The organism is Macellibacteroides fermentans, from assembly GCF_013409575.1.
Lineage (GTDB): Bacteria > Bacteroidota > Bacteroidia > Bacteroidales > Tannerellaceae > Macellibacteroides > Macellibacteroides fermentans.
This window is the reverse complement of record NZ_JACCCY010000002.1, coordinates 409,240-424,507: the sequence shown is the minus strand read 5'-3', so window position 1 is coordinate 424,507 and position 15,268 is coordinate 409,240. Positions and strand designations below refer to the sequence as shown.

General features: G+C 44.4%; 11 protein-coding genes. 9 read left to right on the top strand and 2 right to left on the bottom strand.

Going from position 1 to position 15,268, the window contains the following annotated elements; genetic code table 11:
• Positions 1-35: 35 nt before the first annotated feature.
• The 6 genes from F5613_RS06805 (at position 36) to F5613_RS06780 (ending at position 8,142) form a co-directional block, all read left to right on the top strand.
• Positions 36-746 (top strand): hypothetical protein, encoded by a 711-nt coding sequence (locus tag F5613_RS06805; protein WP_179399206.1) that lies wholly within the window; start codon positions 36-38, stop codon positions 744-746.
• Positions 747-897: 151 nt separating this feature from the next.
• Positions 898-1,245 carry a P-II family nitrogen regulator gene (locus tag F5613_RS06800; RefSeq protein ID WP_068185735.1) on the top strand — a complete coding sequence of 116 codons (348 nt, stop codon included), beginning with the start codon at positions 898-900 and terminating at the stop codon, positions 1,243-1,245.
• A gap of 28 nt (positions 1,246-1,273) precedes the next feature.
• On the top strand, positions 1,274-2,680 hold the full coding sequence (locus F5613_RS06795; RefSeq protein ID WP_179399205.1) for an ammonium transporter: 1,407 nt from the start codon (positions 1,274-1,276) through the stop codon (positions 2,678-2,680).
• Between the two features lie 83 nt (positions 2,681-2,763).
• Positions 2,764-3,798 (top strand): aspartate--ammonia ligase, encoded by a 1,035-nt coding sequence (gene asnA, locus F5613_RS06790; protein ID WP_179399204.1) that lies wholly within the window; start codon positions 2,764-2,766, stop codon positions 3,796-3,798.
• A 27-nt stretch (positions 3,799-3,825) separates the two neighbouring features.
• Positions 3,826-6,012 carry a glutamine synthetase III family protein gene (locus tag F5613_RS06785; protein WP_179399203.1) on the top strand — a complete coding sequence of 729 codons (2,187 nt, stop codon included), beginning with the start codon at positions 3,826-3,828 and terminating at the stop codon, positions 6,010-6,012.
• Between the two features lie 198 nt (positions 6,013-6,210).
• Positions 6,211-8,142, top strand: coding sequence for an NAD(+) synthase (locus tag F5613_RS06780; RefSeq protein ID WP_179399202.1), 1,932 nt, complete (start codon positions 6,211-6,213; stop codon positions 8,140-8,142).
• Positions 8,143-8,547: 405 nt separating this feature from the next.
• On the opposite strand, the gene F5613_RS06775 is transcribed toward F5613_RS06780, so the two are convergent.
• Complete coding sequence (locus F5613_RS06775; RefSeq protein WP_218858894.1) at positions 8,548-9,972, bottom strand: enolase C-terminal domain-like protein; 1,425 nt, start codon at positions 9,970-9,972, stop codon at positions 8,548-8,550.
• Positions 9,973-10,211: 239 nt separating this feature from the next.
• On the opposite strand from F5613_RS06775, the gene F5613_RS06770 reads away from it, so the two are divergent.
• Both F5613_RS06770 and F5613_RS06765 read left to right on the top strand, forming a co-directional pair.
• Entirely contained in the window at positions 10,212-11,585 is a 1,374-nt protein-coding gene (locus tag F5613_RS06770; protein ID WP_079682799.1) for a Gfo/Idh/MocA family protein, read from the top strand.
• A gap of 355 nt (positions 11,586-11,940) precedes the next feature.
• Positions 11,941-13,107 (top strand): DUF418 domain-containing protein, encoded by a 1,167-nt coding sequence (locus tag F5613_RS06765; RefSeq protein WP_179399201.1) that lies wholly within the window; start codon positions 11,941-11,943, stop codon positions 13,105-13,107.
• Between the two features lie 12 nt (positions 13,108-13,119).
• Here the strand turns inward: F5613_RS06765 and F5613_RS06760 are convergent, their stop codons facing one another.
• The gene (locus F5613_RS06760) at positions 13,120-14,574 is read right to left on the bottom strand and encodes an ATP-binding cassette domain-containing protein (protein ID WP_179399200.1); all 1,455 of its coding nucleotides are present in this window, start codon (positions 14,572-14,574) and stop codon (positions 13,120-13,122) included.
• 233 nt (positions 14,575-14,807) lie between these two features.
• Between F5613_RS06760 and F5613_RS06755 the strand changes: the two genes are divergently transcribed.
• Entirely contained in the window at positions 14,808-15,197 is a 390-nt protein-coding gene (locus tag F5613_RS06755) for a hypothetical protein (RefSeq protein WP_246303368.1), read from the top strand.
• Positions 15,198-15,268 lie beyond the last annotated feature (71 nt).

Below are 15,268 nucleotides of genomic sequence, written 5' to 3'. Positions count from 1 at the left end.
CTGTTGATAGTTATTCGTTTTAAAGAGCAAAAAAGATGGAAACATTTACTTTAAATCAATTCTTGACCATGTTTGCGGCAACTTGCGTGACATGCTCATGCTTTGCTCAGGAAAAGAGCAAATTTGAGATAACACCAGCAGCCGATATCGTAAGTAGCTATGTATGGAGAGGCGTTTATCAGACTAGTGCATCCGTTCAACCCAGCGTTAAGGCATCCTATGCCGGTTTATCGCTTACGGCCTGGGGGTCGACGGATTTTAACACCACAGCCAAGGAATTCGACCTTACGCTGGGGTACACAACAGGAGGGCTCACGCTGGCTGTCACCGATTACTGGTGGGCCGGCGAAGGAAACCAATACGGAAATTATTCAGCGAATCACTTTTTTGAAGGAACAGTAGGTTACAATTTTGGCGAAAGTCTGCCACTTTACATAAACTGGAATACCATGTTTGGTATGGATGGCGACAAAAATGCTGAAGGAGATCAGCAATATTCCACTTACATAGAAGCAGGATACGGGTTTAAGGTGTCTGATGTAGATGTTACCACATCCATCGGCGTATCACCTTGGACAGGAATGTATCACAAGGAAGGCAAGGATGGCTTTGCCCTTTCAACCCTATCGGTCAAGGCATCCAAAAGCATCAGGTTCAGTGAGAGTTTTTCACTGCCGGTATTTGCCCAGGCCATCGTGGCTCCCAACAGGGACAATGTATTTCTGGCATTTGGAGTAAGCTTATGATACGTGATTAAATTATCTGTTAAAAAATAAAGGAATGTATAGGAGGTTGGCCGTGTTTATCGATTTTATAGAATGTTATGCCGCAACCAGCCTTGCGGCCGACCTCTCTATACTGCCTTTATTGAAGAAGAACAATGTAAAAAAGTAAGGTATGAAAAAGATTGAAGCAATTATCCGTAAGACAAAATTCGAAGATGTGAAAGAGGCTCTTCTTGAAGCCGATATCGAATGGTTTTCTTATTACGACGTACGAGGCGTGGGCAAAACACACGAAGAGAGAATTTATCGTGGCGTAGTTTACGACACAAGTTATATTGAACGTATAATGATCATTCTGGTGGTTCGCGATGTGAATGTGGAGAGAACCGTTCAAGCGATCATCAATAAAGCGCAGACGGGAGAGATAGGTGACGGACGTATTTTTATCACACCTGTTGAAGACTCCATCCGCATCCGCACCGGAGAACGGGGCGATATTTCATTATACGATGTAAAATAACCTGTAATAACCAACTAAAAACAACGTCATGATACGATTAATAACAACATCTATTTATATTTTCGCTTTTCTTTTATTGGCGGGCCCTGCCACTGTCATGGCCCAGGATTCTTTAAGCGTTGCCCCTGCGGCAATTGAAGCTGCCACTCCGGCTCCTGCCGAGGCAGTAGTAGAAGAGGTTGCAGCTGTTCTGGACTCGGGTAACACTGCCTGGATTCTTGTAGCAACCATACTGGTAATGCTGATGACTATCCCGGGTCTGGCCCTTTTCTATGGAGGATTGGTTCGTCAGAAAAATATTCTGAGCATTATTATGCAATGCCTGCTTTGCGTAGGATTAATAAGCATCCTGTGGGTTTCCTTCGGTTACAGCTGGGTTTTTGGTACCAGTCTGATGGAATCAGGAAGTGCCTGGGGTGCAATTATAGGCGGTTCGGACAAATTGTTCTTTAACGGAATGACCCTCGATACACTAACTGTAGGAAACATTCCAGAAATCCTGTTCGCCTTGTTTCAATGTATGTTTGCCGTAATTACGCCGGCCCTTATTATCGGAGCTTTTGCAGAAAGAATAAAATTCTCCGGATTCCTTGTTTTTACCGTTCTATGGGCCATTTTGGTTTATAACCCGATGGCACACTGGGTATGGGGCGGAGGCTGGATGCAGAAGATGGGAGCCATCGACTTTGCCGGAGGTACCGTTGTACACATCAATGCAGGCGTATCGGCTTTGGTTATGGCAATCATGCTGGGCAAAAGGAAAGATTACAAGCCGGGCAGACCAACCACACCTCATAATATAACGTTCGTTTTCATGGGTGCAGCCTTACTTTGGCTGGGTTGGTTCGGATTTAACGCCGGAAGCGGTCTGGCGGCAGACGGACTGGCAGCCAATGCTTTTCTGGTAACGCACCTTGCCACCTCGGTTGCAGCCATGGTATGGTTGGCCATCGATTGGGTGTTGCATAAAAAACCAACTGCGATCGGTACCTGTACCGGAGCCGTGGCCGGACTCGTTGCCATCACTCCTGCAGCCGGAACAGTAGGCGTATTAGGAGCATTCTTTATCGGAGCCATATCTTCTGTACTATGCTTCTTTATGGTGGCTTACGTAAAGCCCAAATTTAAATACGACGATTCGCTGGATGCTTTCGGGGTACACGGTATCGGTGGTATTGTAGGTTCTGTTCTCACCGGTATTTTTGCCACTCAGGCAATAACCGGACAAGAAGGGGTTCAGGGTGCCTTGTATGGCGACTGGAATCAATTGTGGATTCAGTTGTTCGTAACAGCTGCCACCATAGTTTACAGTGCCGTTCTTACCTTCATCCTGTTTGTGGTGGTAAACAAGACCGTTGGCTTACGCGTTCCTCCCCGTATCGAAGAAGAGGGTCTGGATGTGTATGAGCATGGTGAAACAGCTTATAACAGTTAACACAAAACTTTCCGGCTTCTGGTTGAAGAAGCAGAAGCCGGAAATACACAATAATAATCAACAAAACAAAAACAAAAAGAATTATGCCACTTATCATTCCATCAAATTACAAGCAGAAGCTTTTGCCGGAGACTACCGAGCAGGCTATCCAGCTTTTGAAAGTTTGCTTTCAGGAAAAATTATCGAAGACACTCAATCTTCGCCGTATCACGGCTCCACTGTTCGTTTTATCGGGAACCGGTATTAACGACGACCTGAACGGAGTTGAACGCGCCGTAACATTTCCTATCAAATGTATGGGCGACCGCAAAGCGGAAGTTGTACACTCGCTTGCCAAATGGAAACGTATGAAATTAGGAGCCTACGGCATTCCAGCCGGATATGGCTTATACACAGACATGAATGCAATCCGCAGCGACGAAGAGCTGGATAACCTGCATTCACTGTATGTGGATCAATGGGACTGGGAACGTACCATCCGCGAAGAAGACCGCAACCTGGGTTATCTGAAGAAGACCGTTCGCCAGATCTATACACTATTAAAAGAAATTGAAGTGATGGTATACGACCAGTATCCTCACATCACACCTGCTTTGCCAGAAAATATCACCTTTATACACTCCGAAGAGCTTCAATTGATGTACCCGGAGCTTACCCCCCGCGAACGCGAGAACAAAGCGGCCGAAAAGTTTGGAGCCATCTTTGTAATCGGTATCGGAGCACAGCTTACCAACGGCGAGAAGCACGACGGACGTGCACCGGATTACGACGACTGGAGCTCGCTCAACAGCGATGGATTCCAGGGATTGAACGGCGACATCATTTTATGGAACGAAGTGTTAGGTTGTGCTTTTGAGCTTTCATCCATGGGAATCCGCGTAGACAAAGAGGCCCTAATTAAACAACTAGACCTAAGTGGTTGTCCGGAGCGCAAAGAGCTGGAATTCCACAAAGCCCTGCTGGATGGCAAACTGCCTTTATCCATAGGCGGAGGTATCGGACAGTCGCGTCTTTGTATGTTCTTCCTTAAGAAAGCCCATATCGGCGAGGTACAAGCCTCCATTTGGCCCGAAGAGCAATTCGACTTATGCTATAAAAACAATATATTTTTACTATAACATCCATTACATCAACAGCTAGATATCATGTCAAAATTAAGATTTCACGTAGTAGAAGATGCTTTCAAGAAGAAAGCCGTAAACGTACAGTTACCGAAGGAAAGACCTTCAGAGTATTATGGTTCACTGGTTTTTAACCGGGCTAAGATGTTTAAATACCTGCCCGAGAAAACCTATCAGCAATTGGTAAACTCCATAGACAACGGTGCGCCTCTTGGAAGAGAAGTAGCTGATGCTGTTGCTGCCGGAATGAAGAAATGGGCACTCGAAATGGGTGTTACTCACTATACGCACTGGTTTCATCCGCTTACAGAAGGGACAGCCGAAAAGCACGATGCTTTTGTGGAACACGACGGTAAGGGTGGAATGATTGAAGAGTTTTCGGGCAAGCTGCTTATCCAGCAGGAACCGGATGCTTCCAGCTTCCCCAACGGTGGAATCCGTAACACATTTGAAGCCAGAGGTTACTCTGCATGGGATCCCTCATCGCCTGCTTTCATTGTTGGCGACACATTGTGCATCCCAACTATCTTTATCGCATACACCGGCGAATCGCTAGACTATAAGGCTCCGCTTATCAAAGCCCTGGAAGCAGTTAATAAGTCGGCCACCGCAGTATGTAACTACTTCAACCCCGAGGTTAAGAAGGTGGTTGCTTACCTTGGCTGGGAACAGGAATACTTTTTGGTTGACGAAGGCTTGTATGCCGCCCGTCCCGACCTGTTGCTTACCGGTCGTACCCTGATGGGTCACGAAAGCTCTAAAAACCAGCAGTTGGAAGACCATTACTTTGGTGCTATCCCCACCCGTGTGGCAGCTTTCATGCAGGATCTTGAAATAGAAAGTTTGAAACTGGGTATTCCGGTTAAAACCCGTCACAACGAGGTTGCTCCCAACCAGTTTGAGTTGGCTCCTATTTACGAAGAATGTAACCTGGCCAACGACCATAACCTGCTTCTTATGTCGCTTATGCGTAAGATCGCCCGTGCACACGGATTCCGTGTATTGCTACACGAGAAGCCTTTCAAGGGGGTTAACGGTTCCGGAAAACACAACAACTGGTCACTTGGTACAGATACAGGCATCCTGTTGATGGGTCCGGGTAAGAATACAACAGCAAACCTACGTTTCGTTACCTTCGTTGTAAACGTACTGAAAGCAGTATACGATCATAATGCCCTGCTTAAAGCAAGTATCTCATCAGCAACCAACGCACACCGTCTGGGAGCCAACGAGGCACCTCCTGCAATTATCTCCAGCTTCCTTGGAAGTCAGCTTTCGCAGGTATTGGATCACCTGATCAACAGCAAGCCGGAAGACTTTAACCTGGCTGGAAAACAGGGATTGAAACTGGATATCGGTCAGATTCCCGAACTGTTGATTGACAACACCGACCGTAACCGTACCTCTCCTTTTGCCTTTACAGGTAACCGTTTTGAGTTCCGCGCCGTAGGTTCGTCGGCAAACTGCGCAAGCGCCATGTTGGCCCTTAACGCCGCCGTAGCACATCAGCTGGCTAAATTCAAAGAAGAGGTAGATGCAAAAATAGCTGCCGGTACTGAGAAATTTGCCGCCATCCTGGAGGTAATCCGCAAAGATGCTCAAGCATGCAAGGCCATCATCTTTGATGGAAACGGTTACAGCGACGAGTGGAAAAAAGAGGCTATGGCCCGTGGATTGGACTGCGAGACCAGCGTTCCGGTAATCTTCGATGCTTACCTTACTGAAAGCAGCATCAAGATGTTTGAAGCTACCGGGGTTATGACTGAGAAAGAGCTTATCGCCCGCAACGAAGTGAAATGGGAGATGTATACAAAAAAGATTCAGATCGAGGCACGTGTATTGGGCGACCTTGCCATGAATCATATCATTCCGATGGCAACCAAATATCAGTCTTCGCTTATCGACAATGTATATAAGATGAAAGACCTGTTCCCCGGCGACAAAGCTCAATTGTTATCGTCTAAGAACATCGAGATTATTGAAGACATTGCCAACCGCACGATCTTTATCAAAGAGAAGGTGGATGCCATGGTTGAAGCACGTAAAGTAGCCAACAAGATTGAGTGCGAACGTTCTAAAGCAATTGCTTACCACGATCAGATCGTACCTATGTTGGAAGAGATACGTTACCATATTGATAAACTCGAATTGGTTGTAGACGACCAGATGTGGACGTTGCCAAAATATCGCGAGCTTTTATTCATTAGATAACGCAACTAAATGTTAGTTTTTTGTTGATTGTTTTGTGTTTGCGTCGAAGGGAAGTCTCTGTGATAGAGATTTCCCTTTCTTTGTTTTACGGATCAGCCGGAGTAACCTCCAGACATTTTACCTGTATGTCGTGGTAAATAAAAGATTATCTCGTACATTTGTATCTGGATACATAAAATAAGTACTAATTTTATTTGTATGAAACACGGTTTTACTAAGGTGGCTGCAGCAATACCCGGTGTGCGTGTGGCGGATTGCAACTACAATATAACGCAGATACAAGCACTGATGCTAAAGGCTTCGGAGGCGGGTGCCCAGCTTGTGGCCTTCCCGGAATTATCCGTAACCGCCTACACCTGTATGGATTTGTTTAGTGGAAAGCTGCTACTCGACCAAGCGGAAAAAGCCCTCGCCGAACTGGTTCATTCCACAAGAGACCTGCCGGTTCTTGCCGTTGTAGGGATTCCGCTTCGCACGGAAAACAGACTTATCAATGCTGCGGTGGTGTTTCAGCAGGGAAAGATACTGGGTGTTGTACCTAAAACATACCTCCCCAATTACAAAGAATTTCAGGAACAACGGTGGTTCTCGTCGGCTTCGGAGCTCAAACTGGATACAATACGCATCGGCAACGACTCCTACCCTATGGGCGGCAATCTGTTGTTCGAGACCGGTAACCTTACTGTGGGCATCGAGCTATGCGAAGACCTGTGGGTTCCTGTCCCCCCAAGCTCGGTTTTAGCCATGTTGGGAGCCAATGTTATCGTGAACCTCTCTGCCAGCAACGAACTGATCGGGAAGAACAGCTACCTGAGAAATCTTATTTGTCAGCAGTCGGCCCGCTGCATCAGCGGATATGTTTACGCATCCGCGGGGTTCGGCGAGTCTACGACCGACTTGGTATTTGCCGGTAACGCCCTGATTGCCGAAAACGGATCGCTTCTGGCTGCCTCCAAACGGTTCGAACAAGATGAACAGCTTATAATATCAGAAATAGATATCGACAATCTGGAGCACGACCGCCAGGTTAACACCGGCTTCAGCAAGGGATTGGATAGAATGCTTTTTGCCGAAGCGGTACGTATTCCCTTTGATGCGACATCGGTAGAGGGTACACTTACACGTACGATAGATCCTCATCCGTTTGTGCCGGAAGGCGCGGCGCTGACCGAACGTTGCGAGGAGATATTCGACATTCAGGTATCCGGACTGGCCAAACGGGTGTTGCATACCCATACGCAGAAGGTTGTTGTGGGAATTTCGGGGGGACTTGATTCCACCCTGGCATTGCTTGTCTGCGTAAAAACATTCGATGTACTGGGACTTTCGCGCAAAAATATACTGGGTATCACCATGCCCGGCTTCGGGACCACCGACCGCACCTATCAGAATGCTCTCGATTTGATGGATTCACTGGGGATCACCTCCCGCGAAGTTTCCATTAAAGCTGCCTGCCTGCAACATTTTGAGGACATAGGTCACGATGCTTCGGTACACGACATAACCTACGAAAACAGTCAGGCCCGCGAACGTACGCAGCTATTGATGGATATTGCCAACAAGGAAAACGGTCTGGTGATAGGCACAGGCGACCTGTCCGAACTGGCTCTCGGGTGGGCAACCTATAACGGCGACCATATGTCTATGTATGGGGTTAATGGAAGCATCCCCAAAACACTGGTTCGTTCGTTGGTGGAATGGGTCGCCAACTACCGGGTTGACGAGCAATCGAAGCGTACCTTACTTGATATTGCCGACACTCCCATCAGTCCGGAACTGATTCCCGCGGATGAAAACGGTAACATCAAACAGAAAACCGAAGATTTGGTAGGCCCCTACGAGTTGCACGACTTTTTCCTTTATCATTTCCTTCGTTTCGGAGCCACTCCCTCCAAGATTTTTTACCTGGCCGAGAATGCATTCGGAACTAAATACAGCCGTGCAGTGCTGAAAAAATGGCTGCACACCTTCTTCCGCCGCTTTTTTATGCAGCAGTTTAAGCGCAGCTGCCTGCCCGACGGACCCAAGGTTGGCTCTGTAAGTCTTTCGCCCCGTGGCGACTGGCGCATGCCCAGCGATGCCTCATCGGCACACTGGCTGCACGAGATCGAGCTGATTCCCGAAAACTAAGCAGAATCTATTTATAACAACAGGATACCCCTTACGGAGTATCCTGTTGTTTGTTTCCGGCACTGTACACAGTAAGTCCGTTCATAAGGCGAATAGTGTATTTCCCTTATATCATTTACTCGTCTCGCAGCTGAGGGACCATCGTCCTCCATCTGAGGGATCATTGTCACACAGCTGCGTGATCATTGTCCCTCAGCTGAGAGACGAAGAATATACTTTGAGTTAGGCGCTAAATATGCCTGTAGAAAAGTTAATCTCTTAAGGGAAATTCGCTTGCTACAGGCATATCGCGGCTAGGGAATGCTGGAGACAGATGACAAATGAAACTGATCTGTCATTCGGCATCTGTCATTCCCAAAATCCCCTTCAATAAAGGGATCTGAGGGGTAAAATGACAGATGACAGTTACTTTGACATAATTTTCTTTTTTCCGGCAAACAGTGTTTCATAATGAGGTATGCTATCAAAAATACCACCGCTTGTTTTGTAAAAGTCGTCATCAACATGGTAGAGTCCGTTTATCGGATTCACCCATTTTTTACTTTTCTGCGGATGATAATCCATCATTTTATCCCACTGCAGGTAATTAAGGCTTCCGTTGCTTTCAAGCAGACTCAGGTTACCCAATCCGGGAAAAGGCTGCAACCTTGCGGCCACATTTTTATTCCATTCCACCAGAATCGGATTTACGGTAAGGTCGGCACAGAAACAGGGAACCTGATGTTCTTGTGCCAGCTTGGCTATCTTCATCGTCATGCTCAGTGTTTTAGCAATAGGTTTCAGGGCAATGGCCCTGTATCCCATCTGAATCCGTTTCAGCGCGTCCTGATCCGTATGCGCTGTTTCGTCGGCCACCAGCCTCACCGGAATATCGGTAACATCGCATTCCATCTCTTCGGGAAAAGGTTCCTCTATAATGGCTATCCGGTCGTACGCCCCGATTTTCTTTGTATAGTCCAATAATTTAAGAAAGGTATCCTTCTGCTCGTAGCGTCCGTTGGCATCCAGGTAATACACCACCCTGCCCTCTTTGGTATAAGGATTCCGTTTGTGGCCAATCGTTTGATGAATCTCGCGGATACGCATCTTGTCCTTCTCCAGCATTTCGGCTTGCGATCCGGCCTGACCGATTTTTATTTTCATAAAAAAGTGGCCCTGTTCGGCTGTAGCCTCTACCTCCTGAAGCGGAATATTATAAGGTATAAGAGGGATGGATGCAATCTTATCGTGCCTGCTGGAAAAGGTATCCTTATAAATAGCCGGAATCATCTCATCAAAAGTGGAGAATCCGTTCTCGCGCGCGTACAATAACCATGCGGCATTGTCTATCCCCACCAGGGCATTCAACACAAATGTTTTACGCAGATCCGGATTGGATGTGATTGTTTTTCCGTATGCCAGTACTTCGGGGTAAATGGCATCCAGCAGGTCAATCGGTGTACGAAACGATCGTCCGCGGAGCAACTGGATGGCCTTCTCGGTAAGGGTATACATCAGGGAGTTGCCACCACTTTCGGAATGAGAGGAAAATATCTTTGCATCAGACCATAACACGCTTTGAGTTGAAAGTCCGATGCCATGCTGGCCGGAATCACTTTCCAGGTAACTGGCCACCTGCCAAAGTTCGGATAAGGCTCCTCCTTTAAATCCAAAAGGTCTGATTAGCGGTTCGCGCTCAAAATCTGCATCTACATTTACTATATGAATATCCTTAAGCGATGGCAAACGGGTTGTGGCAGCAAAATGGATTTCGGGTTTACATGCACAAGCCGCCCCCACGGCAAGCAGACTGTTTTTTAAAAATTCCCTTCGGGTCTTCATTTTAGACATAGTATTTATTTCGTAATAAAAGAACTTGCACAAAACTATCACTTGCCCCGGGGATTGTTTACTCAATTTGCGAACAGATGCCCTCATTTAGCGTCAATAATCTAATAGATAGAGATATAGCCTTGTAACATTTACGTAATATGAGGAGTATTATACGCAAATTGAGGGATATTGAATCGTTTAAGGCCCTACATTTGCAATATCGAAAAAGACTTGTAATTGCTTAATCTGATATACGCATGAAAAATAAAACAAACAGACGCGATTTTCTAAAAAAATCAACACTTGCGGCAGCAGGCATTCTGGGAGTAGGTTTTCCTACCATCGACGTAAAGGGAAACATTATGGGAGCGAACGACAGAGTCCGGATGGGTTTTATCGGCATCGGCAACAGAGGAACCCAGCTGCTACATTCGTTTATGAAAAACCCGGATGTAAAGGTTACTGCTCTGTGTGATATTTATAAGCCTTATCTTTCCAGAAACCGCAGCCTGGTTGATCCTCGATTTTTTCTTCCTAAGGGAAGGCCGGTTCCTGTAATGGGTGAGAATTTTGGCAAAGAGATAGCTTTATACGAAGATTATCGCAAACTGCTGGACGATAAAAACGTGGACGCGGTATGTATCGCCACCCCTGATCATTGGCACGCTTTGCAGGCAATAGACTCGGTAAATGCGGGTAAAGATGTTTATCTTGAAAAGCCTGTGTCCATGACTATATACGAGGGCAGAAAGATTGTTGATGCGGTAAACCGTACTAAGAAAGTAGTAAGCGTTGGTTACATGCGTCGCTGCGCAGCTCTTTATAATAAAATACCGGCATTGATCCAGAGCGGAAAGCTGGGCGAGATTTCGGTCATCAATTCGCACTATTACAGCAATATGACACCCAACGGTATAGGCAATATGAAACCAGAAATGCCACCGAAGGATTTCGATTGGAATGCATGGTTAGGTCCGAGGGCATACCGCGACTTCCAATACAATATTGCGCCCTATATGTTCCGTTGGTGGAAAGACTATTCTTCACAGATAGCCAATAACGGATCGCATTACATCGACATCGTTCAATGGCTGATCGGGGAGCAAGCTCCGGTAGCAGTAACTGCCGTAGGTACGAATCATATCATCAGAGACGACCGTACCATACCCGAAAACATGGATATTACGTACGAATTTGCCTCGGGTAAACTATTTAACTTCCGGGTTTGCGAAACAACCAGCGTACCTGGGTTGAAATATGGCAATATCGAGATTATCGGCACAAAGGGAAGTCTGTATATAAGCGACAACGGGTACAGATACTATCCGGCTACACCGGGACAGTTCGCCGACTGGAAACAAACATTCGAGAAAGAAGAATTCAATATGCCCAAAGAAGACTGGACATACAATCATATAACCGATTTCATCAACTGCGTAAAGACTAGAAATACACCTGTATCGTCTATCGAACAAAGTTATCGCTCGTCCTCATTTGCCCTGCTGGCAAATATCGCGCTGGAAGTAAAAGAGCGGATTATCTGGGATCCGGTAAACGAACGGATCACCAATTGCGAGGCAGCCAATAAATTGCTTCATTACGAATACAGGAAACCTTGGAAACTGGAATAGAATAAAACTCAATCTTGCCGTGAGGCAACACATTTTTAATAATAGTTGATAATACATTACATTTTACATGGTTCAAAACAAATAATTGGTTTTGGTTTTATTAAGTAGGTTAGGATTAATATGGTTAAAATCAGGCATGCCTGGCTCGTGAGAGCCGTGCATGCCGTTTTCGTATCTAAATATTCATCAGAAAGTTGCTGAACAACATACATAAACGAGCATACATCTATGTAATTGTCATTAATTTTGCCAGCTTAAAAAACAAAAAAACAGGCTGTTTATCTAAAGCAGATTGTTCGTCAAATTTATTTGCAACGAGCTGTAAACGGCAAAACATTGGTATAAAGATAAAAACATGTTGATAAATCAGAATTCGTCCAGACTGTATGTGGTTGATGCCTTACGCGGTTTTGCTATTATTTCTATAATGCTTATTCACAACCTGGAGCATTTCGATTATTATTTCCTTCCTGAAAATCTTTCGCCGTGGATGAAAGCACTTGATAAACAGGTATGGGATGTACTTTTTTTCTTATTTGCCGGTAAATCCTATGCTATATTTGCATTACTGTTTGGATTAACATTCTTTATTCAGTCTGATAACCAAGCAAAAAAAGGAAAGGATTTCAGAGGTAGATTTGCCTGGCGATTGATACTCCTGCTGGGTTTTGGAATTATCAACTCCGCTTTTTATCAGGGAGATATACTTACCATATATGCAATAATCGGTTTCGGACTGATACCGGTTGCAAAATTAAAAGACTCTTGGGTGCTTATTATTGCCACTTTACTTATGCTTCAGCCCTATGAATGGATAAACTTCGCATGTGCCCTACAGCATCCGGAAGTTACTCCGGCTAATCCGGCATCATGGGCTTATTTCGGCAAAATGGGTGAATATATTCCAAAAGACTCTTTTATAGATACTGTTGTTGGCAATCTAACCAACGGGCGACCGGCAGTATTCAACTGGTCGTGGGAAAACGGAAGGGTATTTCAGACACTTTCACTGTTTATGCTAGGAATGCTGGCCGGGCGCAAAGGTTTATTTAAAGAATCGGACAGCAACATCCGTTTTTGGAAAAAAGCTCTTGTTATCTCCCTTGTTGCTTTCATCCCTCTTTATCAAGCTAAAACCAATGTTGGCACCTGGTATACCAGCGAAGCGCTTATCAGGCCGCTTAGTGTGATACTATCTTCCTGGGCTAATCTGGCATTTATGATCTTTTTAGTGTCATCCTTTGTATTATTGTATCGGACCTCATTGTTTAATAAAGCCTTAAATCTTTTAGCCCCAATCGGCCGGATGAGTCTATCTAACTACATTATCCAATCCATACTTGGTTCATTTATCTACTATGGTTTCGGTTTAGGCATGTACCAATTTACCGGTGCAACACACTGTTTAATTATCGGAATATGCCTGGCAATCTTACAAGGCATCTTCAGCACCTGGTGGCTACATGTACATAAACAAGGCCCCCTGGAATCGCTATGGCACAAGGCTACATGGATTGGATAAGGCAGAATTATCTCACTGTTGCTTTTTTAAGACGAGCTGCTTGTCAATTATATCCGGAAGTTCATCCTGATAGTGCGTTACATAAATGAGTGTAATATGCTCACTGCAATACGATTCGATGAATCTCTTAATCCTTCTTTTGTTTACAATATCCAGTCCATGCATGGGTTCGTCAAGAATAAGCAACTCAGGTCTTTTAACCATCGCTCTGGCAAATAAAAGCAAACGTTGTTCTCCTGAAGACACATGCTGAAAGGCTATATCTCTAAGATGAGATACATCCAGAAGCTTCATCCACTCCATTGCCATATCTTCCTGTTGAGAAGAACACTTTCTGTATAGCCCGATTGTATCAAAAAAACCGGAACCAACCACATCCACACATTTCGTATTCTGTTGATAATAAATATGCATTTCAGGCGATACATATCCAATCCGTTTTTTAATATCCCAAATGCTTTCTCCGGATCCTCTTTTCCTGTCGAACAATGTTATATCATTAGCATAAGCCTGCGGATTATCGCCGCATATCAAACTGAGCAGGGTTGATTTACCGGAACCATTCGGTCCTAATAAGGCCCACTTATCTCCTTTTTTTACTGTCCAGTTCAAATCTTTTAAGATTGAACGTGATCCATATTTAATATTTATATTATTTAAAACCGCCACATTTTCGTAACTAAGGTCCTGCTCCCGCAAACCTAACCCGGGAATATGAGACAATGCAGAGTGCCGGGGTGGAAACAGATGATCTTGCAAATCAATAGAGCTAATAAATTCGGTTGCCGATAAAGCGGGATAAAGCTTTTTATCTTTAACTGGCAGTACATCCGTAATGAAATCAGGGATATCGGCCGGATCAGACAAAACCAATACGATTTGCAAATTGTCTAATTCCGACAAACGAATCAACAATTTGTTTAAGACACTGCGTGATGATACATCTAATCCGATGAATGGATTATCAAGAATCAACACCCTAGGATTAGTAAGCAGAGATTTAACAATCAAAAACTTCCTCAACTCTCCACTGGAAAGAAGATTTACTTCTTTTTCCAATAGATCTTCTATCCCGAACCAGTCCACCAATTCGTCAAGCCACTTCTGATCTGCCTTGCCAACAAGCTCTTTCACTATCGGCACATCCTGTTCAATCCCTTTGTTCCATCGCTGCTGATAAAAACTGGTATCGGCATCAATTAAGCTATAGATATCTCTAAAGGCAACACTTTTAACAACAGCGGAGACAGCTAAATTAGCTCCATTTCTGTCAATACAGCTCACCTCACCCAACTTCAAAGCATATTTTCCGATAAGCATATCTGTCAGAACTGTCTTTCCGCTTCCATTTGGCCCGACAATAGCCCAATGATGACCTTCATTTATCTGCCAGGAAACCGGTTCTGTATACCTGAGGTATTCGATTCGGGGAACAGCTCCCTTAATCTCAATCAATGTCTGCTCCATGTATGTTCATTCATTAATAAGATACAAAAGTAATGATTCAATATACAAGATAGAAGCATTGGAACATAATTGTGTAATAAGCCTAAAGAATACGCACAGGATATTGATTAAAAAATAATAAATATATAAATTTGGGAAGTAATTATAACATAATATTAATAAGTATGACTATCCTGAAAGTTGCGGTAAATTCTTTATTAATCTGTTTATCCTTTTCCTGTGTAAGTTGCCAGATGAAACCTGAAGATAAAACAAACTCAGACAAGGCAAAGCAGCTTGTTAACACGAGTCTTCTAGACAAATCTCTTCCTGAAATAAAAGATCTAGTAAAGGGTAAGTGGGAACTGATTAGTGGTAAAAACAACAGCCAATTATGTGAATTCGAAAACACATACATTGAATTTGACGGCGACAATTACATCTGGATTGAAGATGGAAAAAGTGAACCAGGTAAGCTGAACTGGCGTAAATCCGACACAGGAGCAGGCTACGAAGCATTCCTAATGGATGCTTTCTATGAAACAAATCCAGCCTATCCGGTATATATAAAGGGAGATACACTTGCAATTCAAGACTGTACAAAAACAGCCTACTTATATACCCTTGTTAAGTCTGAGGAATAAACGTTTTCTCATATAGTCTGAATTCATTTAATCTATATTAGTTAGGACTTTCCGCCATAAAAAAAATAAGA

Bases quoted from the DNA above. Each gene is read 5' to 3' on its own strand.
- F5613_RS06805 (WP_179399206.1), top strand. From the start codon at position 36: ATGGAAACATTTACTTTAAATCAATTCTTGACCATGTTTGCGGCAACT.
- F5613_RS06800 (WP_068185735.1), top strand. From the start codon at position 898: ATGAAAAAGATTGAAGCAATTATCCGTAAGACAAAATTCGAAGATGTG.
- F5613_RS06795 (WP_179399205.1), top strand. From the start codon at position 1,274: ATGATACGATTAATAACAACATCTATTTATATTTTCGCTTTTCTTTTA.
- asnA (WP_179399204.1), top strand. From the start codon at position 2,764: ATGCCACTTATCATTCCATCAAATTACAAGCAGAAGCTTTTGCCGGAG.
- F5613_RS06785 (WP_179399203.1), top strand. From the start codon at position 3,826: ATGTCAAAATTAAGATTTCACGTAGTAGAAGATGCTTTCAAGAAGAAA.
- F5613_RS06780 (WP_179399202.1), top strand. From the start codon at position 6,211: ATGAAACACGGTTTTACTAAGGTGGCTGCAGCAATACCCGGTGTGCGT.
- F5613_RS06775 (WP_218858894.1), bottom strand. From the start codon at position 9,972: ATGTCTAAAATGAAGACCCGAAGGGAATTTTTAAAAAACAGTCTGCTT.
- F5613_RS06770 (WP_079682799.1), top strand. From the start codon at position 10,212: ATGAAAAATAAAACAAACAGACGCGATTTTCTAAAAAAATCAACACTT.
- F5613_RS06765 (WP_179399201.1), top strand. From the start codon at position 11,941: ATGTTGATAAATCAGAATTCGTCCAGACTGTATGTGGTTGATGCCTTA.
- F5613_RS06760 (WP_179399200.1), bottom strand. From the start codon at position 14,574: ATGGAGCAGACATTGATTGAGATTAAGGGAGCTGTTCCCCGAATCGAA.
- F5613_RS06755 (WP_246303368.1), top strand. From the start codon at position 14,808: ATGAAACCTGAAGATAAAACAAACTCAGACAAGGCAAAGCAGCTTGTT.